The organism is Nocardia sp. CY41 (assembly GCF_009829325.1).
In the GTDB taxonomy this organism is placed as follows: Bacteria; Actinomycetota; Actinomycetes; order Mycobacteriales; family Mycobacteriaceae; genus Nocardia.
Genome location: NZ_VUOS01000008.1, coordinates 40,042 through 65,415, shown reverse-complemented (window position 1 = coordinate 65,415; position 25,374 = coordinate 40,042). Strand labels below are relative to the sequence as shown.

Annotated in this window: 26 protein-coding genes; 10 read left to right on the top strand and 16 right to left on the bottom strand. The window is 69.3% G+C overall.

Features of this window, described 5'->3' with window-relative positions; all coding sequences use genetic code 11:
- Positions 1-272, top strand: a 272-nt coding sequence (locus GVY64_RS11020) for an AMP-binding enzyme (RefSeq protein ID WP_442939560.1), incomplete at its 5' end; no start/stop codon positions are given.
- Positions 273-513: 241 nt separating this feature from the next.
- The gene (locus GVY64_RS11015; RefSeq protein ID WP_159840417.1) at positions 514-960 is read left to right on the top strand and encodes a Rieske (2Fe-2S) protein; all 447 of its coding nucleotides are present in this window, start codon (positions 514-516) and stop codon (positions 958-960) included.
- Positions 961-970: 10 nt separating this feature from the next.
- Here GVY64_RS11015 and GVY64_RS11010 read toward each other — a convergent pair whose 3' ends face one another.
- The 3 genes from GVY64_RS11010 to GVY64_RS11000 form a co-directional block, all read right to left on the bottom strand.
- Complete coding sequence (locus tag GVY64_RS11010; RefSeq protein WP_159840416.1) at positions 971-1,438, bottom strand: VOC family protein; 468 nt, start codon at positions 1,436-1,438, stop codon at positions 971-973.
- A gap of 82 nt (positions 1,439-1,520) precedes the next feature.
- On the bottom strand, positions 1,521-2,246 hold the full coding sequence (locus tag GVY64_RS11005; protein WP_236566741.1) for a hypothetical protein: 726 nt from the start codon (positions 2,244-2,246) through the stop codon (positions 1,521-1,523).
- Positions 2,234-3,205 carry a hypothetical protein gene (locus tag GVY64_RS11000; RefSeq protein ID WP_159840415.1) on the bottom strand — a complete coding sequence of 324 codons (972 nt, stop codon included), beginning with the start codon at positions 3,203-3,205 and terminating at the stop codon, positions 2,234-2,236. Before GVY64_RS11000 ends, GVY64_RS11005 begins: the two co-directional genes overlap by 13 nt.
- A gap of 124 nt (positions 3,206-3,329) precedes the next feature.
- On the opposite strand from GVY64_RS11000, the gene lspA reads away from it, so the two are divergent.
- From lspA to GVY64_RS10985, 3 genes are read left to right on the top strand one after another with little or no spacing between them, the layout of a single operon-like run.
- A complete protein-coding gene (gene lspA / locus GVY64_RS10995; RefSeq protein ID WP_159840414.1) occupies positions 3,330-3,929 on the top strand; it encodes a signal peptidase II in 600 nt (199 codons plus the stop codon).
- Positions 3,926-4,852 (top strand): RluA family pseudouridine synthase, encoded by a 927-nt coding sequence (locus GVY64_RS10990; protein ID WP_159840413.1) that lies wholly within the window; start codon positions 3,926-3,928, stop codon positions 4,850-4,852. The genes lspA and GVY64_RS10990 overlap by 4 nt, the downstream gene beginning before the upstream one ends.
- Complete coding sequence (locus GVY64_RS10985; protein ID WP_159840412.1) at positions 4,845-5,510, top strand: hypothetical protein; 666 nt, start codon at positions 4,845-4,847, stop codon at positions 5,508-5,510. Before GVY64_RS10990 ends, GVY64_RS10985 begins: the two co-directional genes overlap by 8 nt.
- Before the next feature lie 10 nt (positions 5,511-5,520).
- On the opposite strand, the gene GVY64_RS10980 is transcribed toward GVY64_RS10985, so the two are convergent.
- Both GVY64_RS10980 and GVY64_RS10975 read right to left on the bottom strand, forming a co-directional pair.
- The gene (locus GVY64_RS10980; protein WP_159840411.1) at positions 5,521-6,339 is read right to left on the bottom strand and encodes a PhzF family phenazine biosynthesis protein; all 819 of its coding nucleotides are present in this window, start codon (positions 6,337-6,339) and stop codon (positions 5,521-5,523) included.
- 81 nt (positions 6,340-6,420) lie between these two features.
- Entirely contained in the window at positions 6,421-8,844 is a 2,424-nt protein-coding gene (locus GVY64_RS10975; protein WP_159840410.1) for a cation-translocating P-type ATPase, read from the bottom strand.
- A 32-nt stretch (positions 8,845-8,876) separates the two neighbouring features.
- Between GVY64_RS10975 and rarD the strand changes: the two genes are divergently transcribed.
- From rarD to GVY64_RS10955, 4 genes are all read left to right on the top strand, one after another.
- The gene (rarD, locus tag GVY64_RS10970; RefSeq protein ID WP_442939563.1) at positions 8,877-9,824 is read left to right on the top strand and encodes an EamA family transporter RarD; all 948 of its coding nucleotides are present in this window, start codon (positions 8,877-8,879) and stop codon (positions 9,822-9,824) included.
- Positions 9,825-9,869: 45 nt separating this feature from the next.
- On the top strand, positions 9,870-10,124 hold the full coding sequence (locus tag GVY64_RS10965) for a type II toxin-antitoxin system Phd/YefM family antitoxin (RefSeq protein ID WP_159840408.1): 255 nt from the start codon (positions 9,870-9,872) through the stop codon (positions 10,122-10,124).
- Entirely contained in the window at positions 10,121-10,513 is a 393-nt protein-coding gene (locus tag GVY64_RS10960; protein WP_159840425.1) for a type II toxin-antitoxin system VapC family toxin, read from the top strand. The genes GVY64_RS10965 and GVY64_RS10960 overlap by 4 nt, the downstream gene beginning before the upstream one ends.
- Positions 10,514-10,590: 77 nt before the next feature.
- Entirely contained in the window at positions 10,591-11,097 is a 507-nt protein-coding gene (locus GVY64_RS10955; protein ID WP_159840407.1) for a PaaI family thioesterase, read from the top strand.
- A gap of 108 nt (positions 11,098-11,205) precedes the next feature.
- On the opposite strand, the gene GVY64_RS10950 is transcribed toward GVY64_RS10955, so the two are convergent.
- Positions 11,206-11,706: a hypothetical protein gene (locus tag GVY64_RS10950; RefSeq protein WP_159840406.1), complete on the bottom strand. Its 501-nt coding sequence runs from the start codon at positions 11,704-11,706 to the stop codon at positions 11,206-11,208.
- Between the two features lie 194 nt (positions 11,707-11,900).
- Positions 11,901-13,217, bottom strand: a complete 1,317-nt coding sequence (locus GVY64_RS10945) for a DNA polymerase IV (RefSeq protein WP_159840424.1) — start codon at positions 13,215-13,217, stop codon at positions 11,901-11,903.
- A gap of 406 nt (positions 13,218-13,623) precedes the next feature.
- On the opposite strand from GVY64_RS10945, the gene GVY64_RS10940 reads away from it, so the two are divergent.
- Positions 13,624-14,511, top strand: a complete 888-nt coding sequence (locus GVY64_RS10940) for a UTP--glucose-1-phosphate uridylyltransferase (RefSeq protein WP_201297972.1) — start codon at positions 13,624-13,626, stop codon at positions 14,509-14,511.
- A 390-nt stretch (positions 14,512-14,901) separates the two neighbouring features.
- Here the strand turns inward: GVY64_RS10940 and GVY64_RS10935 are convergent, their stop codons facing one another.
- From GVY64_RS10935 to ftsZ, 9 genes are all read right to left on the bottom strand, one after another.
- Positions 14,902-15,453, bottom strand: coding sequence for an NlpC/P60 family protein (locus GVY64_RS10935; RefSeq protein WP_236566740.1), 552 nt, complete (start codon positions 15,451-15,453; stop codon positions 14,902-14,904).
- A gap of 553 nt (positions 15,454-16,006) precedes the next feature.
- The gene (ileS, locus tag GVY64_RS10930; RefSeq protein ID WP_159840404.1) at positions 16,007-19,141 is read right to left on the bottom strand and encodes an isoleucine--tRNA ligase; all 3,135 of its coding nucleotides are present in this window, start codon (positions 19,139-19,141) and stop codon (positions 16,007-16,009) included.
- Positions 19,142-19,411: 270 nt separating this feature from the next.
- Complete coding sequence (locus GVY64_RS10925) at positions 19,412-19,612, bottom strand: hypothetical protein (RefSeq protein WP_084488747.1); 201 nt, start codon at positions 19,610-19,612, stop codon at positions 19,412-19,414.
- 77 nt (positions 19,613-19,689) lie between these two features.
- Positions 19,690-20,547, bottom strand: coding sequence for a DivIVA-like cell division protein Wag31 (gene wag31, locus GVY64_RS10920; protein WP_159840403.1), 858 nt, complete (start codon positions 20,545-20,547; stop codon positions 19,690-19,692).
- A 69-nt stretch (positions 20,548-20,616) separates the two neighbouring features.
- The gene (locus GVY64_RS10915) at positions 20,617-20,919 is read right to left on the bottom strand and encodes a YggT family protein (RefSeq protein WP_039797136.1); all 303 of its coding nucleotides are present in this window, start codon (positions 20,917-20,919) and stop codon (positions 20,617-20,619) included.
- 89 nt (positions 20,920-21,008) lie between these two features.
- The gene (locus GVY64_RS10910; RefSeq protein ID WP_159840402.1) at positions 21,009-21,785 is read right to left on the bottom strand and encodes a cell division protein SepF; all 777 of its coding nucleotides are present in this window, start codon (positions 21,783-21,785) and stop codon (positions 21,009-21,011) included.
- 105 nt (positions 21,786-21,890) lie between these two features.
- Entirely contained in the window at positions 21,891-22,652 is a 762-nt protein-coding gene (locus GVY64_RS10905) for a YggS family pyridoxal phosphate-dependent enzyme (protein WP_159840401.1), read from the bottom strand.
- A 277-nt stretch (positions 22,653-22,929) separates the two neighbouring features.
- Positions 22,930-23,658, bottom strand: a complete 729-nt coding sequence (gene pgeF, locus GVY64_RS10900) for a peptidoglycan editing factor PgeF (RefSeq protein ID WP_159840400.1) — start codon at positions 23,656-23,658, stop codon at positions 22,930-22,932.
- Between the two features lie 275 nt (positions 23,659-23,933).
- Entirely contained in the window at positions 23,934-25,178 is a 1,245-nt protein-coding gene (gene ftsZ / locus GVY64_RS10895; RefSeq protein WP_159840399.1) for a cell division protein FtsZ, read from the bottom strand.
- Positions 25,179-25,374 lie beyond the last annotated feature (196 nt).

The window sequence follows — 25,374 nt, the reverse complement described above, 5'->3', positions numbered from 1 at the left end:
CCACCGGCCAAGGCATCGTCGCCTTCGTCATCCTCACCGCCGGAGCACAAGACACGGGCACCGCGCTCATCGACGACCTCAAAGCCGAAGTCGCCCGCGAAATCAGCCCCATCGCCAAACCCCGCGAAATCCACATCGTCCCCGAACTCCCCAAAACCCGCAGCGGCAAAATCATGCGCCGCCTCCTACGCGACGTCGCCGAAGGACGCGAACTCGGCGACACCTCCACCCTCGTCGACCCGAAGGTGTTCGAATCGATCGCCCGCGGGTAACCACACAGGAGCGGCGGACCCGGCCACGACAGATGAGGGGGTCCGGGTCCGCCGCTCGCTCTCCTCGGCCCGTCCGTACCCTCCCCACCGCGCCACGACACGCCGGACAGCGACGTTCGAGCACACCGAATTGAACCGCGGGACGGGCCTGCTCCGTTGACGAGGCGGAAAGCGGCACCGGCGCAACGCCGGCCGCGCCGCACAGCCGCACCACGACCTCGTCTTCGGAACGGAACGCGACATGACATTCGACGAACAGCTCCGCACCCGGCGCAGGGTGGTCATCGCCGGTGCGGGCATCGCCGCCGCGGCGGCGGTCACCGCCTGCACCGCCTACGGCAAGGGCGATTCCGCGCCGGAAACCGCATCGACCGCTCCGGGAGACCGGCCGATCGAGGCGGATCGACCCGCGAACGCGCTCGCCGAGACCGCCGACATCCCCGTCGGCGGCGGCGTGATCGTGGGCGACACCGTGGTGACCCAGCCCACCGCGGGCACCTTCGTCGGGCTCTCCTCGGTGTGCACGCACGCCGGTTGCAAGGTCTCGACGGTGTCGGGCGGCACCATCAACTGCGCCTGCCACGGCAGCAAGTTCGCGCTGGACGGCACGGTGGTCGGCGGCCCGGCCACCCGACCGCTCGCGCCGAAGAGCATCCGGGTCGCCGGTGGTTCGGTGGTCGCCGGGTGAGCCGTCCGGCTCAGGAACCGCCGAACAAGTCGGCCATCCGGCGGTCCATCTCGTCGGGTGGCACGTCCTCCACGTGGGTGGCCACGGTCCACCGGTGCCCCCACGGATCCTCGAAGGCGCCGCTGCGATCACCGTAGAACTGGTCGGTCATCGGTGTGAGTTCCTTGGCGCCCGCGGCCAGTGCGGCGGCGAAGGCGGCGTCGGCGTCCTCGACGTACACGTACAGGTTGACGGGGGTGCCGCCGACCGTCTTGGGATCGAGGAAGTCCATATCGGGCGCCGGATCGCCGAGCATCACGACGGAATCGCCGAACATCAGCTCGCAATGCGCGATCCTGCCGTCCGGACCGGGCATCCGCATGCGCTCGGTGGCGCCGAAGATGTTCTTGTAGAAATCGATCGCCGCCGCCGCGCCGTCGATGGCCAGCCCCGGCGAAACCACCGGGTATCCGTCGGGAACGGGTTTGACATCAGACATGGAAAACCTCCGGTCGAGGCGTTGTGTCGGACCATGCCGAGCCTATTCCGGCGACCGGCGCGATTGGCCGGATCTTCGGAAATCAGGGACCCACGACACCCTGCAGGCGGCGCACCTGGGCCGCGGTGAGCGCGCCGAGCACACCGGGGTCCACCGCCTCCGGCGCGGTCACCGCCACCTGCAGCAACGTGCTTCCCACCTGGACGAGCGCGACCGACGAGCCCAGGGTGAGCCCCTCGCTGGTGGCGCGGACCTGGAAGGCCGTGGCGGCCGCGCCCGCGGCGGGCTGGGCGAGTCCGCCGATCCGGTAGTCCACCGCGATCTCGGTGGCGTCGTCCCCGGAATAGCGCGTGCACCGGCGCAGCGTCTCCTGCACAGCCGAGAACGCGCCCGCCAGCGCCTCCTGCGGATAACTCGCCGCATCGATATCGATGCTGGAGAAATTCGGCCCGGCGTATTGCGTGGAGGCCTGGGCGAGTGCGCCGGGGTATTGCGCGCCGAGCGGACTGAGGATTTTCGCGCATTCCGCCGGATTCGTGGCCGACGCGCCGGCCGGGGTGGTCCCGAGATCGGAGCGCGGCGGCAGGGCGGTGAAGCCGGGCGGCAGGTCCGCGTCACCGAGCAGCCGTGCGGCCAACACCCCGGAGTCGGTTTCGGGTGCGGACATCACCGGGGCAGCGGTCACCGCGGGCCCCAGCGGCGGCAGCTCCGGCGCTTCCTCGGCAGACCCGGAGGACCCGCACCCCACGGCGACAGCGACGGACGCCACCGCGATCGGCAGACCATAGGCCCGGCTCACTCGGCCCACGACACCTGCGTATCGATCGTCTGCTGCAGCGTGCTGTCGCTGTTCGGATCGCGGTAGGCCTGGTGACCGCCGACGGTGATGGACCCGGCCACCGGCAGCGGAAGACCGAGATCCACCGTGATGGTGCCCGCGCCCTGCATGACATAGTCCCGGATGTCCAGGGTCCCCGCGTTGTTGGGCAGGTGCCACACCGGTGACTTGGGCTTCTGGGTCACGTGCAGCTCGATGGTGAGCCGGTCGCCGTCGCGTTTGCTCAGCGTCGCGGTGGTCACCTGGTCGAGCAGGACGCCGCTGCTCACCTCTTGGCGCACCGTCCACACCGCCCCCTCGCCGACGGGCTCGTCGGGGAACGCGATCGACCGGTAGACGGCCTGGTAGAACGCCTGCTCCAGCGCGGCGCGGGCGGTGTTGGACGCGTCCGGCGCCGGCTCCAGCCGCAGCGCGGTGATCGCGCCCAGATCGCTGAGGTCGAAACCGGCGTGCGAGCCGCCGATCTTGGTGAGCGCTTTGGCCATCGTCGGATCCGGCGAGGTGACCGTGCCCAGGGTCAGGTCGATGCCCTCGGCGGTGGTCTGCGCGGTCATCGGGATGGTCAGCGCAGGGGTGGAGAAGTCGCGCTCGGGTTGTTCGTCGATCTGCTGCTCGATGCGGTGGGCGGTGTAGAGCGTGACCCGCTGCACCGTGCCCGCCGGATACTCCGGCCGCAGCAGCGAGCGGGGCTCCGCGCCGGCCGATTCGACCGTGGCCACCGCGGCCGCGATCGGCACGGTCACTTCCTTGCCGATGCCGAGCGGCTCGGTTCCGTCGGCCTCGCCGGTCGACTCGGCGCCGTCACCGCAACCGACGCCGAAAGCCGAGAGCCCGAGCGCGAGCACCATGAGCAGCACACCCGAGCGCGCGCTCCGTGCGAAGCCGGCGCTCCGATGAAGGCGGGGGGAAGACAACACCGTCACGAGCATCAGGGTACGACCGCTTCCTGAGTGTCAGCTGGGATGTCCGGCCGTGCCCCTCGGCGTGCCCGCGAAGCACGTGCGCCGGGCGCGGCAATCGGACGCGCGCACCGGGCCCGATTCCGCTCGAGAGATGATGGTCGGTGTGAGTGACGACCGGCCGCCCGAGGAAAACCCAGCGAACACCGCCGATCCGACGACCACGTCGGCTCCCCCCCAGCGCCTGCGGGCGCTGCTCGTCCTCGCCGCGGTGGTGTTCGGACTGGATCTGCTCACCAAGACCATCGCGGTGGCGAAACTGACACCGGGCGAGCCGGTATCCATCGTCGGCGACTTCGCGCGCCTGAGCCTGGTGCGCAACCCGGGCGCGGCGTTCTCCATGGCCACCGGCATGACCTGGTTGCTGACCCTGGTCGCCGCCGCCGTCGTCATCGGCGTGGTGCGCATCGGCCGCACCCTGCGCTCTCTGTGGTGGGCGATCGGACTGGGCATGGTGCTCGGCGGGGCGCTGGGCAACCTGGTGGACCGGCTGTTCCGCGCGCCCGGCCCGCTGCAGGGACACGTGGTGGACTTCGTGGCGGTCGGCTGGTGGCCGGTGTTCAACGTGGCGGACTCCGCCATCGTGTGCGGCGCGGTCCTGCTCGTGGTGCTCACCGTGTTCGGCTTCGAACCGAACGGCACCCGGGTGGGCCACGGCAAGACCGGCGGCGCGAGCGAGGGCAGCGCGGCATGAGGGAGACCAGGACCATGCCCGTCCCCGACGGGCTCGACGGCATGCGCGTCGACGCGGGCCTGGCCCGGCTGCTCGGCCTGTCCCGCACCGCGGTGGCCGCACTCGCCGAGGAGGGTTCGGTGCAGCTCGACGGCATCGCGGCGGGCAAGTCCGACCGGCTGACCGCCGGGGCGTGGCTCGAGGTGATCTTCCCGGAGCCCAAGCGCGAACTGACCATCGAGGCCGAACCGGTGGAGGGCATGAAGATCCTCTACGCCGACGACGACATCGTCGCGGTGGACAAGCCGGTCGGCGTGGCCGCGCACACCGGTGTCGGCTGGACCGGACCTACCGTCGTGGGCGGCCTCGCCGCGGCCGGATACCGCATCTCCACCTCGGGGGCCCACGAACGGCAGGGCATCGTGCACCGCCTGGACGTCGGCACCTCCGGAGTGATGGTGGTCGCGCAGTCCGAGCACGCGTATACGGTGCTCAAGCGCGCGTTCAAGCAGCGCACCGTCGACAAGCGGTATCACGCCCTGGTGCAGGGACACCCGGATCCGAGCAGCGGCACCATCGACGCCCCGATCGGCCGGGCCCGCGGCAACGACTGGAAGTTCGCCGTCACCGCCGACGGACGGCCCAGCGTCACCCACTACGACACCGTCGAGGCGTTCCACGCGGCCAGCCTGCTCGACATCCACCTGGAGACCGGCCGCACCCACCAGATCCGGGTGCATTTCTCCGCGATCCGCCACCCGTGCTGCGGTGATCTCACCTACGGCGCCGACCCGCGCCTGGCCGAGCGGCTCGGGCTGCAACGCCAATGGCTGCACGCCCGGTCGCTGGGCTTCCAGCATCCCGCCGACGGCCGCTATCTGGAGATCACCAGCGAGTACCCCGATGACCTGAGACACGCGCTGGACGTCCTGCGCGATGCCTGACCGCCGGGTGCCGCCGTGGCGCGCGATCGTCCTGGGTGCGGCGGCGCTCGCGCTGATCGTGCTGATCTATGCGCTCGGCGCGCTGCAGCCGCCGTATCGCCCCGCGGTGTCCACCGACCGGCTGGGGCCCGATCAGGGTGAGCAGGTCGCGGACTACCTCGCCCGATCGCGCGCTTCGCTGAACGCGGGCGGTGACGAACCGCGCTGGGCGCTGGTGTCGTTCACCGAACCCCTCGTTCCCGGCCGGATCCCCGCGCACAGCGAGGGCCTGCGCGTCGCCCAGGTGCTCTACCGGGTGCCGATCGACCGCGTGCAGACGCCGCTGGTCGCCGTGCCCGTCCCGGAAGGCGTTGCCGCGGCGGTGGATTCGGCGCGCGACGCGGCCTGGCTGCTCCCCCGCCCCGCCGATGATCGCGCCGCTGGGGTGGTCGCGTTCTCCGCCGCCCGGCTGCGGGGCGGTTGCGGCTGTGTCGTCGGGCTCGTCGTCCGCGGCTCCCCGGCGCGGTTGCGGGAACTGGCCGGGCGCAATGGCATCCGCGCGGTCCAGGCGCTGCCCGCCGACGCGGTGGCGGGCAGCTTCGCGGTGGCCCCGCTGCTGCCCGAGTACCGGTCCGTCGTCGCACCCGGCCCCGACGACGGACCGGTCCCGCAGCCGTGAGCGCGGGCGCTCAGTCCGGCAAGGTGACGACGCCGTCGAGGTAGCGGCGGCACCGTCCGAACAGCAGCACCCGCTCGCCCGCCAGTTCGCAGCGCAGGCTGCCGCCCCGGCGCGAGAGCTGCCGGGCCCGCAGTTCGGTGCGCCCGAGCCGCTCGCTCCACAGCGGAACCAGCTGCGCGTGTGCGGATCCGGTCACCGGGTCCTCCGGGACACCCACGCCAGGGCCGAAGAACCGGGAGACGAAATCGACCGAGTCGCCGGGCGCGGTGACGATCGCGGCGCGCGGCAGCGCGGGGAACGCCGACAGCACCGGCGCGGCATCGCGCACCTCTTGTTCGGTCGCCACGACGATCACCTCGTCGGTGCCGGAATACGCGCGCACCGGACGCACGCCCAGCGCCGCGACGAGCGCCGGATCGGGCCGCACCGGAATGCTCGGCACGACCGGCAGGTCGAGCACGAACTCGTCGTCGTCGGTGCGGTCGACGTGCAGCCAGCCGCTGCGCGTGTAGAAGCTCACCCGGTCCTCGCCGGGATGCATGTCGACCAGGATCTGCGCGGCGCTGGCCAGGGTGGCGTGCCCGCACAGCGCCACCTCCACCTTCGGCGTGAACCACCGCAGGTGGAAGGCGGGCCATTCGCCCGGCGGCACGCCCGCCTCGGGAGGTAACCGCGAGGTGTAGAACGCGGTTTCGGCGAGGTTGTTCTCCTCGGCCAGCTGTTGCAGCAACGCATCCGGCAGCCACGACGGGAGCGGCATCACCGCGGCCGGGTTGCCCGAGAACGGTGCGTCGGTGAACGCGTCGATCTGGTGCAGCAGTACCTCCATAATCTCCAGAAGGTACTCCAACTCTGAATGCCCGCTTCGCACAAGGCTTCTCGTGGCGCGGCGAGTCAGGCGTCCAGTCTGTCAGGCGGCCCCGCCGGGCGAGCTCGGCAGCAGTTGCCGCTCGTCGCCGAGCAGCCCCGCACTCACCCACCACGCGGCCTCGACCAGCACGATGCCCACCACGCCGCAGGCCACCGCCGCGCCGGTGAGCGCGAGGTCGGAGGGATCGAGTTTGAAGAACTCCCGGGTGAACGGCACGCTGAACAAGAAGACGTACGCCGCCACCGACACCGCGATCAGCACGACTTTCCACCAGACGTACGGCCGCGCGACGATGGCCAGCACCCACACCGCGATCATGATCAGCGTGATGAGCGCGGTGGTGCCCGCCTGGATCTTCTGCTCCTCGGTGGCATCCGGCCCCGCGTAGGCGATCAGATACGCGACGAAGGTAGCCGCGCCGATCACCACGCCCGACGGGATGGCCAACCGCATCACGCGCCCGACGAAGCCCGTGCGGGCCCGCTCGTTGTTGGGCGCGAGCGAGAGGATGAACGCCGGGATGCCGATGGTGAACCAGGCCGCGATCGTGACGTGGCGCGGCAGGAACGGATACCCGATGGGCTCGTAGCCGAAGATCTGGGAACCGACTCCGGCGACGCCGACCAAGAAGGCGAGCAGGACGGAATACACGGTCTTGGTGAGGAACAGATTCGAGACGCGCTCGATGTTGCCGATCACCCGGCGCCCCTCGCCGACCACATACGGCAGCGTGGCGAACTTGTTGTCCAGCAGAACGATCTGCGCCACCGCCCTGGTCGCGGGGCTACCCGAGCCCATCGCCACGCCGATATCCGAGTCCTTCAACGCGAGCACGTCGTTGACTCCGTCGCCGGTCATCGCCACGGTGTGCCCGCGCGACTGCAGCGCCGCCACCATGGCGCGCTTCTGGTCCGGGCGGACCCGGCCGAAGGTGGTGTTGCCGTCCAGCACGTCGGCCAGTCCGTCGCGGTCCCCCGGCAGCTTCCGCGCGTCGATCGGGTGCTCGCCGCCCGGCAGATCCAGCGAGGACGCCACCGCACCGACCGAGACGGCGTTGTCGCCGGAGATCACCTTGATCGCCACATGTTGGCTCGCGAAGTAGTCGAGTGTGTCGCGAGCGTCGGGCCGCACCTTCTGCTCCAGCACCACCAACGCGGCGGGCCGGACCACGCCGGGAGCGTCCGCCGCGTCCACCGGACGGTCACCACGCGCCAGCAACAGCACGCGCAGACCGGAGGCGCCGAGCTCCTCGGCGACCCGCGCGTCCGCGGAGCCCGGGTCGAGCAGCACGTCCGGCGCGCCGAGCAGCCAGTCGCCGTGCTCGCCGTAGGAGCAGCCGCTCCACTTCTTGGCCGAGGAGAACGGCGCGACGGCGGTGCGCTGCCAGCCGGGGCCGTCCGGCAGGGCCTCGGCGATCGCTTGCACGCTCGCGTTCGGTCGCGGATCGTCGGCGGCCAGCGCGGCCAGCGCGGTGCGCACTTCGGTGTCGTCGAAGGTGGCCAGTGTCTTCAGGTCCGACAAGCGCATGCCGTTCTCGGTCAGCGTGCCGGTCTTGTCCGCGCACACCACGTCCACCCGGGCCAGCCCCTCGATCGCGGGCAGCTCCTGCACCAGGCACTGACGCCTGCCCAGCCGCACCACGCCGACCGCGAACGCGATCGACGTCATCAGCACCAGTCCCTCGGGCACCATCGGCACCAGCGCGGCGACCATGCCGGTGACGGCGGGCCGCCACGACTCCCCGCTGGAGACCAACTGGTTGTAGATGCTCAGCAAGCCGGCGGGGATCAGCAGGTAGGTGATGAACTTCAAGATCTTGTCGATGCCGCTGCGCAGCTCGGAGTGCACAAGAGTGAACTTGCTCGCCTCCTCGGCCAGCCGCGCGGCGTAGGCGTCGCGGCCCACCTTCGTCGCCCGGTACGCACCCGACCCGGACACCACGTAGCTACCCGACATCACCGTGGCGCCTGCGGCCTTGTCGATCGGATCGGCCTCACCGGTGAGCAACGACTCGTCCACCTCGAGCTGCGCGGACTCCTCGACCGTGCCGTCCACCACGATCTGGTCGCCCGGACCGAGTTCGATCAGGTCGTCGAGCACCACCTCGTGCGGCGCCACCTCGACGGCCGTGCCGTCCCGGCGGACGGTCGGCTTGGCCTGGCTGACGATGGCCAGCTGGTCCAGGGTGCGTTTGGCGCGGATCTCCTGGATGATGCCGACCGCGCTGTTGGCGACGATCAGCAGGCCGAACATGCCGTCGATGATCGATCCGGTGGCCAGCACCAGCACGAAGAGGACACCGAGGATGGCGTTGATCCGGGTGAAGACGTTCGCGCGCACGATGTCGCGGACCGAGCGGCTCGCCCGATCCGGGACGTCGTTGGTCAGACCGTCGCGGCGGCGTTGCTCGACTTCGGCCGCGGTCAGTCCGGTGGCGCCGGACGCCTGCACGGTAATCGACATGACCGCAAGGCTACGGGACAACTACGTTCGTGATCGTGCGGCGAAGCAGGTCCATCCCCGGTGTAGCGTTCGGAGCGAGCGCGTACTTCTTGTGGGGACTGTTCCCCGCGTTCTTCGGATTGCTGGCCTTCGCCAGTCCGGGTGAAGTGGTCGCGCAGCGGATCATCTGGACACTGGTCGTCGTGTTCGCGGTGCTCGCCGTGAGCGGGCGGATCCGCGAGTTGCGCGGCATCGGCGCCCGCGTCTGGCGTCTGGCGGCCGTCGCCTCCGCCGCGATCGCGCTCAACTGGGGCGTGTACGTCTACGGGGTCACCTCGGGCCACGTCGTGGAATGCGCGCTCGGATATTTCATCAACCCGCTGGTCACCGTGGCGTTCGGTGTGGTGCTCTTTCGCGAACGGCTGACCGGCGCCCAATGGGCCGCCCTCGGACTCGGCGCGGCCGCGGTGGCCGTGCTCACGGTCGACTACGGCAGACCACCGATCATCGCCCTCGCCCTGGCCTGCTCCTTCGCCACCTACGGCCTGGTGAAGAAGGTGATCCCGCTGGACGCGCTGCGCGGCATCGCCGCCGAGGGCGTCGTCGCCGCACCCTTCGCGCTGGCGTTCGCGATCGCTCTCGCGCTCGCCGGACACAGCGAATTCGCCTCCGGCGCAGCGCATACCGCCCTGATGGTGGCGACCGGACCGGTCACCCTGGTTCCGCTCCTACTGTTCGCCGTCGCGGCCCAGCGCGTCGCGTTGTCCACCATGGGCCTGCTGCAATACCTCACCCCCGCGCTCCAGATGGCCTGGGGCGTCGCGGTCGCGCACGAGCCGATGCCCGCCTCGCGTTGGGCCGGATTCGCCCTCATCTGGGCGGCGTTGGCGATATTCACCGCCGACGCCCTGCTACGAGCCCGGCGTGCGCGGCGCACACGCCCTGACACCACAGGGACCGGCGCTCACGCGAACGAAGCGCAATCCGGCATGAGCACCTGACGGGAACGATTGCTACGACTGTAGTAGATGTTCTACGCTTGTAGCATGACTGCGCTACCCGCTCGTGAACTGCGGAATCACACCGCCGAGGTATTACGTCGCGTCGAGGCCGGCGAAGAGATCGAAATTCTCAAGGACAACCGGCCGGTCGCCAAGATCATTCCGATATCTCGGCGGCGTCAGTGGGTGCCCGCCTCGGAAGTTCTTCGCGAACTGGTTCGCCTAGGCCCGGACACCACGGGTCTCCGAGATGAATTGCGCGAGACCCTGACCGACACGACGGACGACCTGCCGTGGTGAACAGTCAACGCGCGCTAGCCGATACGTCGATATTCATCGGTCTCGAGGCGAAACGTTTCGATCCGGCACAGTTCGACGGGTACGAATGGGGCGTCTCTGCGGTCACCCTGGGTGAACTGCGCCTTGGCGTACTGCGAGCTTCGAGCCCTGAAGTGTCGGCACGCCGGCTGGCGACCTATCAGCTGGCACAACGATTTCAGCCACTCGAAGTGGATGAGGCTGTCGCGGAGCACTGGGCGCTGCTGGTTGCCCGCCTTCGGGCCGCCGGACGCAAAGTGCCGATCAACGATTGCTGGATCGCCGCGACTGCACTGGCCCATGACATCCCGATCGTCACACAGGACGGCGATTACGACGCGATGCCCGACTTGAAGGTGCGCAGACTGTAAAGATCTCGTCGGAAATGGTCGCAAAAGTGTCGGATCCGACACTTCTGCGGGCTTCGGCTTCCTCGTAGCGTCGACACATGACCGCGCTCAGACCCCTTCGCCCCCGCACCGACACCGGGCAGCCACCGGCCGAGACCACTCACGACCTGCTCGGCATGACCGGACGGGAAATCCTGCAAGGAACGCTCGACGGACGCTTCCCGAGCGCGCCGATCCTGAGCGCACTCGGTTTCCGGCTGGCCCAGGTCGGTCACGGGACCGTGGTGTTCGAGGGCGAGCCGGGCGATCAGTTGCTCGGCCCGGCGGGCGGGATGTATGGCGGCTTCATGGCGACACTGCTCGAATCGGCCCTCAGCGCGGCAGTGCTGACGCGATTGGCGAGCGGGACTCGTTCCACTTCGGTCAAGATCGGTATCGACATCCACCGTGCCGTGCGCGGCGATACGCGCAAGCTGCGCTGCACGGGTACCGCGATCCACGTCGGCTCCACCACGGCCAGCGCGGAGGCCCGCTTGATCGGCGCCGAAGACGGCGAACTGTACGCGCAAGCAACCTCGATGTACGCGATTCTGCGCATGCTCTGAACAGCGTACCGGCGCTGGGGCGCGCGAATCACCTATTGCGGCAGACCACTTCGTACAACGACCGGCCGGCCGCCGAGAAGAGCGCGGCGACCGGCCGGTCGAGTGAACTCAGCTGCAGGCCGCCGACTGCTGGCCGAGGTTGGTCAACATGGTGCAGGCCCACTGCTTCTGGATCTTCCACTTGCCGTTGTCGGCGACGAACGGCACGTCGACGATGTTCTCCTGGCCGTTGAGGATGAACTTGGCCTTCGCGTTCACGCTGTCGCCGAACGAGGTGACGTCGGTGACCTCGATCTTCACGTCGGCGCCCGACGCGGCCTGGGACAGGCGGTCCGGCAGCGTCGGATCGGCCTCGGCGCCCTGGACGTTGTCCAGCTTCTCGGCCGCGGGCACCGACGGGTCCAGCGCACGGGCGAGGGCGGTGTTCAGCTCCGCGGGCGTGGGGACCGGCGGCAGGTTCGCGCTCGCGGTCGCCGACGCCTTGGCGCTGGTCGACGTCTTGGCGGCGAGCTTGCTGTCCTTGTCGTCGCCACCGCAGGCGGTCAGGCCAAGCGCGGCGACGATGGCCAGCCCGGCGATCGCGATGCGTCCAGTCTTACGAAGCTTCAACTGCTCGTCCTTTGCGTTCGAGAGGTCCGTGTCGTGTTCCACCGTGGCAGCCGCCCCCGAACCGGCGGCGCTGCACGAGGTCCCAGGCTACCGGCACCGGGCGGCGCCGCTCGGATCCACACGGGACCGTCGATGGTCGTCGGCAGCGAACGTACGCGCCCCGCCGGGCGATGTCGAGCCGCGGGCCGTGCCCGTCAGAGCAGGCTGCCCAGCGGATCGGCCCGGGTGAGCGCGGCATCGTCGGCGGCGAAGGTGTGCGCGGGACCCGGGCCGGTGGACCGGGTTTCGAAGCGGACGGTCACGACGCCGAGCCCGGCGCCCTGCACCCAGCCGTGGCCGTGCTCGGGGTGCGTGACGTCCATACCGGGATGCCAGACGGCGACGGGCAGGACCGGCGCGGCATTGTCGCGGTCGGCGGCGTGCGCCGGCTCGGATTCGGGTTCCGCCGTGGCGATCTCGGCGGCCGGTCCGCGATCCAGTTCGGGGAACAGCGATTCCTGCCGGACGGTCGAAAGACCGCCGTAGCCGACGCCGACGAGGCGGATCGGACCCAGTTCCCTCGGGTCGAGCGCCGAACGCTGCGCCGCGGCGGCGAGGGTGGCCAGGTCCTCGGTGGCGTAGGGCAGTGTGAAGGAGCGAGTGACGATGCTCATATCGGACTTCTTCAGTTTGAGCACCACGGTGCGCGCCGCACGCCCGTCGCCGGTCAGGCGCCGGTGCGCGGCGGCGGCCATGTCCTCGATGGCCGGACGCAGCTGCGCGAGGCTGACGATGTCGGTCTCGTAGGTGGTCTCCGCGCTGATCTGCTTCGCCTCGGTGCGTTCGGCCACTGGGCGGTCATCGATGCCGCGCGCCAGCCGGTGCAGCGCGGCGCCCACGCTGCCGCCGAGAATCGACATCGCGTCCGCTTCCGGCAGGGCCGCGAAGGCGCCCACGGTCTCGATGCCCAGCGAACGCAACCGGCTCTCCGCGACCGGCCCGATGCCCCACAGTTTGCGCACCGGCAGCCCCGCGAGCAGGCGCGGCTGTTCGACCGGCGATATCACTCGAACCCCATCGGGTTTTGCCAGGCCAGAGGCGATCTTGGCCAATTGCTTTCCGGTGCCCGCGCCCACCGAGGCGGTCAACCCCGTCCGTTCGCGCACCACCGCGCGCAGTTCCTCGCAGAACGCGTGCACCCGGGCGACCGTCGCGCCGGCCAGTTCGGCGGGCTCGCCGAACGCCTCGTCGAACGACAGCGTCTCCAGCACCGGGATCCGGCTGCGCAGCGCGTCGAAGACCTGCCCGCTGACCACGCCGTAGACCGCTCCGCGCGGCGGCACCACCACCGCGGTGACACCCACCAACCGGCGCGCCTGATGCATCGGCATCGCCGACCGGGCGCCGAACACCCGCGCCTCGTAGCTGGCCCCGGCCACGACCCCGCGCCCGCCGATCCCGCCGACGAGCACCGGCCTGCCGCGCAACGTCGGCCGGGTCAGCTGTTCGACGGAGGCGAAGAACGCGTCCATATCTATGTGCAGCACCCAACGCCGAGCGGCGCTGTCCGCGTCGGCGAGCACCGGACGATGCCGCGGAGACACCGCGCCGTCGCCGCGTGCCGTCCCGGTCCCGGTCGACCGCGCGGTCACCCGCTCGACGATCGGTTTCTCGGTACGCACGGGTGCAATGTACGCCCGTCCACCGACAACCCGGAGCCGGCGGCGGCGCTGTCGGATGGCTGTGCGCTAGCTGTCGGTTATCTGCCGGTATCGGCGTCGGCTCCGGCTCGGCTGCGGCGGCCGCTTCGTCCCGTCACTACGGCTGTGATCTGCCCCTTTTCCCCGACGGACCATGTACGCGACAGTCTCGAAACACCCGCCGACGTGCCGCGGGCGCGGAGCCGGGCACGCGGTCCGATATGTGATGATCGGACCCATGAATATCCGCAAGGCCGTCATCCCGGCCGCCGGTATCGGCTCCCGGCTGCTTCCGCTGACCAAGGCGATCCCCAAGGAGATGCTGCCGGTCGGCGACAAGCCGGTCATCGAGCACACGGTCCGTGAGCTGGTCGCTTCGGGCATCACCGACATCACCATCGTGGTCAGCGGCGGAAAATCATTGATCCAGGACCACTTCCGCCCCAACCCCGCCTTGGTGGCCCAGCTGCGCGCGGACGGCAAGACCGCCTTCGCCGACGCGGTCGAGGAGGTCGGCGAGCTGTCCCGGCTCGGCCACATCACCTACCTCGACCAGCACGGGCCGTACGGCAACGGCACTCCCGTGCTCAACGCCGCCCGCAACCTCGGCGACGAGCCGATGCTGGTGCTGTGGCCGGACGACGTGTTCGTCGCCGAGGTGCCGCGCGCCCAGCAACTCATCGATGCCTACGAGGCCACCGGGGCGCCCGTCCTCGCGCTGATGCCGATGGACCCCGCCGAGTCGCAGCGCTACGGCGTGCCGGTGGTCGCCGACGACCACGGCAGCGGCCTGCTGCGGATCACCGGGCTGCGGGAGAAGCCGAAGCCGAAGGACGCGCCGTCGTCCTTCGCCGCGATCGGCGGCTACGTCGTCACGCCCGGCATCATCGAGGAACTGCGCAGGCAGACCGAAGCGTGGTACGAGCACCGCACCGGTGAGGTGTATCTCACCGACGCGATCAACGTGCACGCGGCGAACAACCCGGTCTTCGGCCAGGTGATCCGCGGCCGGTGGTACGACACCGGTAACCCGGCCGACTACTTGGTGGCGCAATTCGCCTCCGCCCTGGCCCATCCGCAGTACGGCCCCTCGCTGCGCGACCTGGCCGACGGCCTCGACCGGTGACCTCCGGGCCGCACCGCCACGGCGACCGAACCGGCGGCGCGGCCCGGCTCCACCGACGGCAACCGCCGCGGGACCGTCCGCCTACCAGGACGGGAGGCCGTCGTCCTCGACGTGGTGACTTCCGGTGATCTCTGGCCGGAGTGTCGCCGGCAGGTATCGCGGCACCACACCTGGGCACCTTGGCTCGAATGCGGGCCCCGCTGGCAGGATGTGCCGGATCGGTGCCGTTCCCGAGGGATTCGTCCGCCGGTCGAACAGCTGGCTGCCGACCGTCAACTGTTCGGCGGGGCAGCGCGGAGCCGACGCGGCCCCGACCACACTGCTGGTCGGGGCCGTGCCATCCCGGAAGCAGCCGCGATCAGCGTCGGCTGCCCTCGGTCGGGTGCGTGCTCAGAAGCGGCGGATGGCGTAGATGTCGAATTCGTCGAGCGGGGTGTAGCCCACCGGCACACCCCAGTCGTAAGCGTTGAGTACTTGTCCGTTACCCGCGTAGATGCCGACGTGCGAGCCATCCCGATTCAGCACCACCACGTCGCCGAGCGACAGCGAGCCCATCGGGACCGGCGCACCCGCCTTGGCCTGCTGCCAGGTTGTCCGCGGAATGCTCACGCCGACTTGACGGTAGGCCCATTGCACCAGACCCGAGCAGTCCCAGCTGTTGGGGCCGGTCCCGCCCCATTCGTACGGCTTGCCGATCTGCGTCGTCGCCGCGGCCAGCGCGCCGACGCCGAACACACTGGGCACCGGCAGGATGCCCGAGCCGCTGGCGCTGCCGGAGTCGCCACCGGGACCGCTACCCGAGGCCGAACCGGAGGAGGCGCTACCCGGCCCGCTGCCGGAGGCGCTGCCGGTGTCGGCCCAGCCGGGTCCGGCGAGCAGAACGATTGCGATGGTCGAGAGCAGGAATCCGAGTGCGATGCGGTGCAACGATTTTCTCGGCACGTGCTCGCCCCTTCCATGGGCGCAGTTGACTTGGCCACCGATCGGCAGCCTGGCTAACACATGGCATCGACAGCGGTCTCCGATACGGAGCCGCGGCCACCCGCGCCGGACCTGTTTCCAGCACGGCCAAATTCCAAGTACGACACGCCGATAAGAGAAACTGCCGCCCCGGAGATCACCTGGGTAACAGCAGCGACATGGCAGATTGTGCCTGGGAGATCGGCGAATTGTCGGGAATCAGCAAACTATCAGCATGTGATCTATATCACTAATAATGCCGAGAGGGCGGCGCGGGAAGTCGATCGCGCCTTGCCAGCGAGTTGCCCTTCGATAGCGCACGGTGCGCGACCGGACCGCCGCCACGGTCACCTCGAGTGTCGGGGAGCAAGCCGACCGTGTCCGGCCCGGCCGAGGACATCGCCCCTGTTCGTCAGGTGCCGCACGACCTTCGCCGATCACTGCCGCGGTCTGCCCGCGCGACACAAGGCCGTTCGGAACAGCAATCGGGGCGGAACCCGTCAGGTTCCGCCCCGATTCACTCGGTGCCCGGCGCTCAGGCCTTCGCGATCGTCGCGCGCACACCGCCGACCAGATCGGTGGCCTGCGGACCCGCGTCGCCGAAGGTCAGCGTCGTGGCGAGGATTTCGCCCGCGATCAGGTCACGGTGGGTCCGCGCCCACTCGGCCCGGTCCGCGGGGACGTCCAGGACCACGGTGATGCGGTCGGAGACGTCCAACCCGGCGGACTTCCTGGTCTCCTGGAGGTCGCGGATCAGGTCCCGCGCCCAGCCCTCGGCCTCCAGCTCCTCGGTGACCACCGAATTCAGCACCACGAGACCGGCATTGCCCGGCAGCGCCGCGGTCGACTCCGGTTCGGCCGCGACCAGGCGCTGGGTGTACTCCTCGGGCAGCAGGGCGATGCCCGCCGCCCGGACCGTACCGTCCGCGTCCTCGGACCACTCACCGGCCTTCACCGCCTTGATCACCGTCTGGACGTCCTTGCCCAGGCGCGGTCCCGCGGCGCGAGCGTTGACCACCAGCTCGAAGCGGCCGTGCGCGTCCACATCCGTGGTCAGGTCCACCTTCTTGACGTTGACCTCGTCGGCGACGATGTCGGCGAACGGCGCCAGCCGCTCGGCGTCGGCAGCGGCGATGGTGACCTCGGCCAGCGGCAGCCGCACCCGCAGGTTCTGCGCCTTGCGCAGGCTCAGCACCGTCGAGCACACCACCCGCACCTCGTCCATGGCGGCGACCAGCTCGGGATCATCCGGCAACTCCCCCTCCTTCGGCCAGTCGGCCAGGTGCACCGAGTCGCCGCCGGTCAGCCCGCGCCAGATCACCTCGGTGATCAGCGGAAGCAGCGGTGCCGCCAGCCGGGTGACCACCTCGAGCACCGTGTGCAGGGTGTCCACCGCGTCGCGGTCCTCACTCCAGAACCGCGAGCGCGAGCGACGCACGTACCAGTTGGTCAGCGCGTCGGCGAACGAGCGCAGTTCCTCGCAGGCGCCCGCGATGTCGTAGGTCTCCAGCGCCTCGGTGATGACATCCCTGGTGCGCGCCAGCTTCGCCAGGATGTAGCGATCCAGCACGTGCGGCGAATCGGTGCGCCACACTCCGGGCTTCGACGCGTACAGCTGCAGGAACGTCCACGCGTTCCACAACGGGCGCAGCGCGTGGCTCACACCCTCGCGGATACCGCGCTCGGTGACGATCAGGTTGCCGCCGCGCAGGATCGGCGAACTCATCAGGAACCAGCGCATCGCGTCCGAGCCGTCCCGGTCGAACACCTCGTTGACGTCCGGGTAGTTGCCCTTGGACTTGCTCATCTTCAGGCCGTCGTCACCGAGCACGATGCCGTGCGCGGCAACCGTCTTGAACGCCGGGCTGTCGAACAGAGCCGTCGCCAGCACGTGCAGCGTGTAGAACCAGCCGCGGGTCTGCCCGTTGTACTCGACGATGAAATCGCCCGGGAAGTGGCTGTCGAACCACTCCTTGTTCTCGAACGGGTAGTGCACCTGGGCATACGGCATCGAGCCGGACTCGAACCAGCAGTCCAGCACCTCCGGCACTCGGCGCATCGTCGATTTGCCGGTCGGGTCGTCGGGATTCGGCCGGGTGAGCTCGTCGATCATCGGACGGTGCAGGTCGGCCGGGCGCACGCCGAAATCGCGCTCCAGCTCGTCCAGCGAGCCGTACACGTCGACGCGCGGGTAGGCCGGATCGTCCGACACCCATACCGGGATCGGGCTGCCCCAGTACCGGTTGCGGCTGATGTTCCAATCCCGCGCGCCTTCCAGCCACTTGCCGAACTGGCCGTCGCGGATGTGCTCGGGCACCCAGGTGATCTGTTTGTTCAGTTCGACCATGCGGTCGCGGAACTTGGTGACCGCGACGAACCAGGACGGCACGGCCATGTAGATCAGCGGCTGCCCGGAGCGCCAGCTGTGCGGGTAGGAGTGCTCGATCGTCTCGTGCCGCAACAGCTTTCCCGCGGCCTTGAGATCCTTGATGATCACCGGGTTGGCGTCGAACACCATGAGGCCCTCGTAGGGCGGCACCATCGAGGTGAACTTGCCGCCCGGATCCAGCGGCTGCACCAGCTCGATGCCGTGCGCGGAGGCGACGTCCATGTCCTCCTCACCGAAGGCGGGCGCCAGATGCACGATGCCGGTGCCGGAGTCGGTGGTCACGTAGTCGGCGGTGAGCACCCGGTGCGCGTTGGGGTGACCGACGAAGAAGTCGAACGGCGGCGCGTAGGACAGCTCGGCCAGCGCGGCGCCGTCGAACTCGGCGAGCACCTCCGGCTCCTCGCCGAACTCCCGCGCGTAATGCGAGACCCGTTCGGCCGCGAGCACATAGCGTTTGCCGTCGGCCCCGCGCAGGTGCACGTAGCGGACGTCGGGGTGCACCGCGATCGCCAGGTTGGACGGCAGGGTCCACGGCGTGGTGGTCCAGATCAGCGCGTTGGCGCCGTCGAGTTCGTGCAGCGGATGCTCGGCCGGCACGCGCAACGCCATGTCGACGGTCACCGCCGGGTCCTGGCGCATCTTGTAGGCGTCGTCCAAGCGGGTTTCCTGATTCGACAACGGCGTCTGCTCGTACCAGCTGTAGGGCAGCACCCGGAAGCCCTGATAGATCAGGCCTTTGTCGTACAGCGTCTTGAACGCCCACATCACCGACTCCATGAAGTCGGTGTCCAGCGTCTTGTAGTCGTTGTCGAAGTCGACCCAGCGGGCCTGGCGCGTCACGTAGTCGCGCCATTCCCCGGTGTAGCGCAGCACCGACGTTTTGCAGGCCGCGTTGAATTCCGCGAGGCCCATCGCATCGATCTGTGATTTGTCCGTGATACCGAGCTGCTTTTCGGCTTCGATTTCGGCGGGCAGTCCGTGGCAGTCCCAGCCGAATCGCCGGTCGACCCGCTTGCCGCGCATGGTTTGGAAACGCGGAACGAGGTCTTTGACGTATCCGGTGAGCAAATGTCCGTAATGCGGCAGACCGTTGGCAAAGGGCGGCCCGTCATAGAAGACGAATTCCGCTGCGCCGGAACGGTTTTCGATGCTGGCGCGGAATGTGTCGGCGGCCGCCCACGCGTCGAGCACGCGGCGCTCCATCTCGGGGAACGACGCCCCGTTGCCGACGCTCAGGTCGACGCGCGGGTACGCGCTGTTGCTGGAAGTCTGGTCCGCCATGGCGGATACGTCTCCTCGTGCCGAGTCGTTGGCACGGGGACGACGACGGCGCCCGGTGCGCCGAAACCGCGGTACCACCCCGCTTGTCCGGTGTGGCGGACACCGGACCTCTCATTCCGAGCTGTGACGGGCTCACCCGTTCGGTTCTACTGAGCGCCCGGCCCGCAGGCCGTGCCGCCGTTCTTCCGAAGGCTCCCCGGTGATGGCCGGATCGACGCCGTATTCATGTTTGATTCTAGCCGGAGCGGTCAACTCACTTTGTCAGGCAGGTCAGCGTTTGGCATGACGACCAGGAGGCGGCGGGGAATCACCATCCGGACTCCGCATGGACAAAGCACTCACCAGCAAGAGCATCGCGCCGATGACGCACACCACGATGCAGCCCCACGCCCAGATCACCGATCCGGTGGTGAGCGCGGCCACGAGCAGGGCGAAGCCGATCGCGGCAAGGACGAGTGTCAAGACGAGCATGATGACCCCCAAGACATGCCGGGCGGCTCGACAGTTCCTCTAACGGTATGCGAACTGCTGTGCTGGGGCGCGACGCGTTACTTGCCACCCTTGGCGAAGGACGCCGGCGCGAGGTTGTTCGCCGTGTTGGCATCCACGAAGGCGTCGCCGCCGTCGACCGGGACGGCGGAGCCACGGTTCTCCAGCTCCTCGAGCTGCGACTCCAGGTACGACTTCAAGCGCACCCGGTACTCCCGCTCGAACGTCTTGAGCTGCTCGATCCGGCTCTCCAGCACACTGCGCTGCTGCGTGATGGTCGCCATGATCTCGGTGTGCTTGCGCTCGGCGTCCGCCTGCAGCGCGTCGGCCTTCTCCTTGGCCTGGCGCAGCTGGCTGTCCGAGCGGCTCTGCGCGTCCGACAACATCGCGTCCGACTTCTGGCGGGCGTCGGCGATCATGGCCTCCGACCGGGTCCTGGCGTCACCGACCAGTCGCTCGGAATTCGCCCGGGCATTCGACAGCAGGCTTTCCGCCTCGGCCTTCGCATCGCTGGTCAGCCGGTCCGCCATCTCCTGGGCGAGGCTGAGCACCTTGGCGGCCTGCAGGTTGGCGTCCGCGCCGGGCGCGTCCTTGGCCACCGGCGCGGCGGGCATCGGAGCGGGCGGCGCGGCGGGCACCGGGGGCTTGATCGGTTCCGGCGGCGGCGGCGGGGCCTGCGGAATCGGCGCCTTCACGGTGTTCGCCACGGCCGGGCCGCGGTTCTTCTTGGCGTCGGCCAGTTCCGCATCCAGTTCGGCGACCCGCTGGCGCAGATCGGCGTTCTCCTCGATGAGGCGCGAGAGCTCCTGCTCCACGAGATCCAGGAACGCGTCGACTTCGTCCTCGTTGTAGCCACGCTTCCCGATCGGCGGTTTGCTGAACGCGACGTTGTGCACATCGGCTGGGGTCAGCGGCATGGAAGGATCCCTTCACGCGTCTTTTGGAGATCTAGCAGATCTAGCAAGCTGTCTTCACGGCCCATTCTGTCACACCGGAGCTACCGGTTGCCCGAGCCTGCCCACGATCGACATCAGGATGAAGACGATGAAAAGCAGGACCATAATCGACAGATCCAGGCGAATTCCGCCCAGCGATACCGGGGGTATCAACCGCCGCAGCAGTTTCACCGGGGGATCGGTGATCGTGAAGATCACCTCCAGGACGACGACCACGACACCGGTAGGACGCCAGTCTCGGGCAAAGCTACGGATGAACTCGACGATCACCCGGCTGATCAGCAACAGCCAGAAGATGAACAGTACGAAGTACAGCACCGCGAACAAGGCCACCAGTTCACTCTGCCGTAAAAATCGCTTCGCGCAAAATGACCGCGCCGCACAACCGGCGCCAGGTCTGCTCCACCCCCCAGATCACGACCTTATTTCTGGTTGTAGAAGCCGGTTTCCGCGATGCGCCTGCGTTCTTCCGCTGATACGTCGACATCCGCCGGTGAGAGCAGGAACACTTTCGTCGCGACCTTGTCGAACGATCCGCGCAGCGCGAAGGCGAGACCAGCGGCGAAGTCGACCAGCCGCTTGGCGTCGGCGTTGCTCAGATCCACCAGATCCATGATCACCGGATTGCCCTCACGGAAGCGTTCGCCGATGATCCGGGCCTCGCTGTAGTCGCGCGGGCGCAGCGTCGTGATCTTGGACAAGGGGCCTCCGTCCTCGAAGATCCCGGGCCGCCGCACCGGGGCGGGCTCGGGACGCACGCGCTCCTCCAGCCTGCGCTCCTCGGCGTCGGGATCGACGGCGAGCGCGCCTCGTGTGGCACCGCGCAGCGGTGGCGCGCTCCCGCCCGCCCGGAACCGGCCCGACGGGGCGGACTCGATCCGGGTGGGCCGCCGGGGCGCGTCGTAGTCGCCGTAGGGCTCGTCGACGTAGTCGTCGCGGCGCGACACCGAGTAACCCGGCTTGTACGGGGACTTGTAGGCGGGCTCGGGGTAGTCGACCTCGTCGAAACGGCCTGCGCCGTATCGATCCTCGCCGTAGCGGTCGACGTAGCCGTCGCGGTCGGAGTAGTCACGGGGCCGGGGCCGGCGAGCACCGCGCTCGTCCACGCCTCGGGGGGCGCGATCGTCGACGTAGTCGTCTTCGTAATCCTCGAGCGGAACCATGCCGAAGTACGCCTTGAACTTGTGCAGCGTGCTCATTGGTCGACCTTCCTTCGGCCCCGGTGGCGGCCGGGTGTTGAAGTCTTGCTCAGCCCTCGTCAGATCCCAGCATATGTGTCGAATGTGACTGATGAGGTTTCTTTGCTAGCCCGAGGTTATCGGTCGTATACCCATCAAGGCGGTACCGACACGCACAACCGTCGAACCGTGTTCGATCGCGCATTCCAGATCGCCCGACATTCCCGCGGAAAGCTCCGTCGCGTCCGGATGATCGGCGAGCAACAACGTGTGCAACGTCGCAAGTCGCGCAAATGCGGCATCAGCCTTCGCGTCCAACGGAGGAATGGCCATCAGACCCGACAAACGTAATCCCGGAGCGCCCGCAATCCGTTCGGCGAGCGCGGGAAGATCGCCCGCCGGGACACCGCCTCGGGCGGGGTCGTCGTCCAGGCTCACCTGGAGCAACACCCGCAACGGCTCGGTGCGCTCGCCCGCCTCCAGCGCGGCCACGGCGCCGGCATCCAGAGCGGTTGCCAGACGTTCGCTGTCGACGGAGTGGACGGTGTGCGCCCAGCGGGCGACACCGCGCGCTTTGTTCCGCTGCAACCGCCCGATCATATGCCAGCGGACGCCGGTGAGGTCTTCCTCACGCAGGGCCGCCACCTTGGCCGCGGCTTCCTGCTCGCGCGACTCGCCGAACTCGCGCCGGCCCAGCCGGTGCAGGATCGCCACGTCCGAGGCGGGGAAGAACTTCGTCACCGGCAACAGCCGCACCGAATCCGGCGCCCGCCCGGCCGCGCGACACGCCGCCTCGATGCGGGCGAGAAGGCCCGTCAGGTTCTCCGACAGTTCGGCGGTCCGGGCCGCGAGCGCGCCGTCCACCTCGGTCTTCGCGTCGGCGCTCATGCCCGCACCTCGGCGACGCTCCGCGGCATCGGCCGAGCGGCGGCTCGCGCGCTCATGCTGTCTCTGTTGTCGGCATTAGCGGGGGCCTGCGTGGTCACGCTGCGCTGCCGCCTCCGGGCCTGACCGCTCATGCTGTATCCGATTTCGGCATGAGCGAGGCCCTGCGTGGTCACGCTGCGCTGCCTCCTCCGGGCCTGACCGCTCATGCCGTGTCTGTTGTCGGCATGAGCGGGGCCCTGCGTGGTCACGCTGCGCTGCCGCCTCCGGGCCTGACCGCTCATGCCGTGGCCTCCATCCAGATCACGCCGCCGATCCGGCCGGTCGGCGCGCCACGGCGATGGCTGAACAAGGTGTGGTCCTCGATGGTGCAGCGCGGGTCGACGGCGATCGCCCCGACGCCCGCCTCGGTGAGCTGCCGGGAGATGCCCGCGCGCAGATCCAGCCCGGGGGTGCCGCGGACCGTGGTGGTCGCGCTGCCGGGCAGGTGCGCTTCGACGTCGGCGCGCATCGCCGCCGGGACCTCGTACTGACGGCCGGAGGCGGCGGGACCGAGCAACGCGCCCACCCGCTCCAGCCGGGCGCCGGCCGCCACCATGGCCTCGAGCACGCGCGGCACGATGCCGATGCGCGCGCCGATCCGCCCCGCGTGCACGGCGGCGATCACGCCCGCTTGGTCGTCGGACAGCAGGATGGGCACGCAGTCGGCGGTGAGCACGACCAGCGCGAGCCCGGGCACGGTGGTCACGAGCGCGTCGGTGGCCGGGACCGGTTCGGCGCGCGGCCCGTCGACGATCTCCACATTGCGGCCGTGGATCTGTTCCATCCAGACCAGGCGCTCGGGCGGCAGGCCGATGCCCTCGGCCAACCGGTCGCGGTTGCGCCGCACGGCCGCCGGATCGTCGCCGACATGGTCACCCAGATTGAACGAGTCGTAAGGGGGCGCCGAGAAGCCTCCGGACCTGGTCGTGGTGACCCGTCGGACAGTGATGGTCGGCGCGATAGTCATGGCGACGAGCGTAATGGCGCTCCGCGAACGGCGTCGAAATGCCCAGGTAGAGAGCGGAACTTCGGCCGGTGTCGGGACAGTTGCGTCGCATCGGGCACCCGAAGCCCGGTCACCCCCCGGCCGGCCCCCGCGCCGGCGTCCCCCGTATTCATTTCATCGATCGACGGTCGTACTCCGGGACACCACTCCCCGTGTCCCGCCGACGCGTCCCGGCGCGGGCCGGGATCGCTCTTTCCAGCTCGGTCCCGGCCTGCGCCGGAACCGGACTCCAGCGCTCAGCCCCTCCGCATGAACGACGGCACGTCGACGTCGTCGTCATCGTCGCCTGCGTCCGGCGGCGTGATGTGTGATCGCGTGTTGCTCGTCACCGTCGGCTCGCCCAGGGTGCGCGGCCGTTCGGTGTCCCGGTAGCTCGGCAGCGTGCCGCGGCCCGCCGTACCGGTAGGAGACGCGCTCGGGGTGCTGTCGCTGCCGCGCGAGGTGATCTCACTGGTGCGGCTCTGCCCGATCTCGCCCGAGCGAGCCGTGCCGATGGTGCCGCGGCCCGCACTCTCGAAGGTGCGCCGGGCCGGGCCGCCGCCGTCGAAGCCCGCCGCGATCACGGTGACCCGGACCTCGTCGCCGAGCGAATCGTCGATCACGGTGCCGAAGATGATGTTGGCCTCGATGTGCGCGGCCTCCTGCACCAGCGACGCCGCCTCGTTGATCTCGAACAGGCCGAGGTCGGACCCGCCCGCGATCGACAGCAGCACGCCGTGCGCACCGTCCATGGACGCTTCCAGCAGCGGTGAATTGATCGCCGACTCGGCCGCCTTCACCGAGCGGCCCTCGCCACGCGCCGAACCGATGCCCATCAGCGCGCTGCCCGCGCCGGACATCACGCTCTTGACGTCGGCGAAGTCGACGTTGATCAGACCGGGGGTGGTGATCAGGTCGGTGATGCCCTGCACACCGTTGAGCAGCACCTCGTCCGCGGAGCGGAAGGCGTCCATCAAGCTCACCGCCGCGTCGCCGAGCTGCAGCAGCCGGTCGTTCGGGATGACGATCAGCGTGTCGCACGACTCGCGCAGCAGGTTGATGCCGACCTCGGCCTGGTTCCCGCGCCGCTTGCCCTCGAAGGAGAACGGACGGGTCACCACGCCGATGGTGAGCGCACCGAGCTTGCGCGCGATCTGCGCGACGACCGGTGCGCCACCGGTGCCGGTGCCGCCACCCTCACCCGCGGTCACGAAAACCATGTCGGCGCCCTTGAGCACCTCTTCGATCTCGTCCTTGTGGTCCTCGGCGGCCTTGCGCCCGACCTCGGGGTCCGCGCCGGCGCCGAGACCGCGGGTCAGCTCACGGCCGACGTCGAGCTTGACGTCGGCATCGCTCATCAGCAGCGCCTGGGCGTCGGTGTTGACCGCGATGAACTCGACACCTTTGAGTCCCTGCTCGATCATCCGGTTGACGGCATTCACACCGCCGCCGCCGATACCGACGACCTTGATCACCGCAAGGTAGTTGTGCGGGGGCGTCATGGGCTCTCGCCTTCCTTCGATCTAAAGCCTGTCGTTTCCGGATTCTCGGCACGCCGCTTCGCGGCCCGCTCCGGGGTCGGGTCGCTGGAGAAGCGAACCGCGGCTCGGGCAAACTCTAAAGCTCAACCATAGGGTTAGCGTTATGTCAAGTATCCGACTGGTGCGGAACGCTATTCGCAGCCGACGCGATACGCGC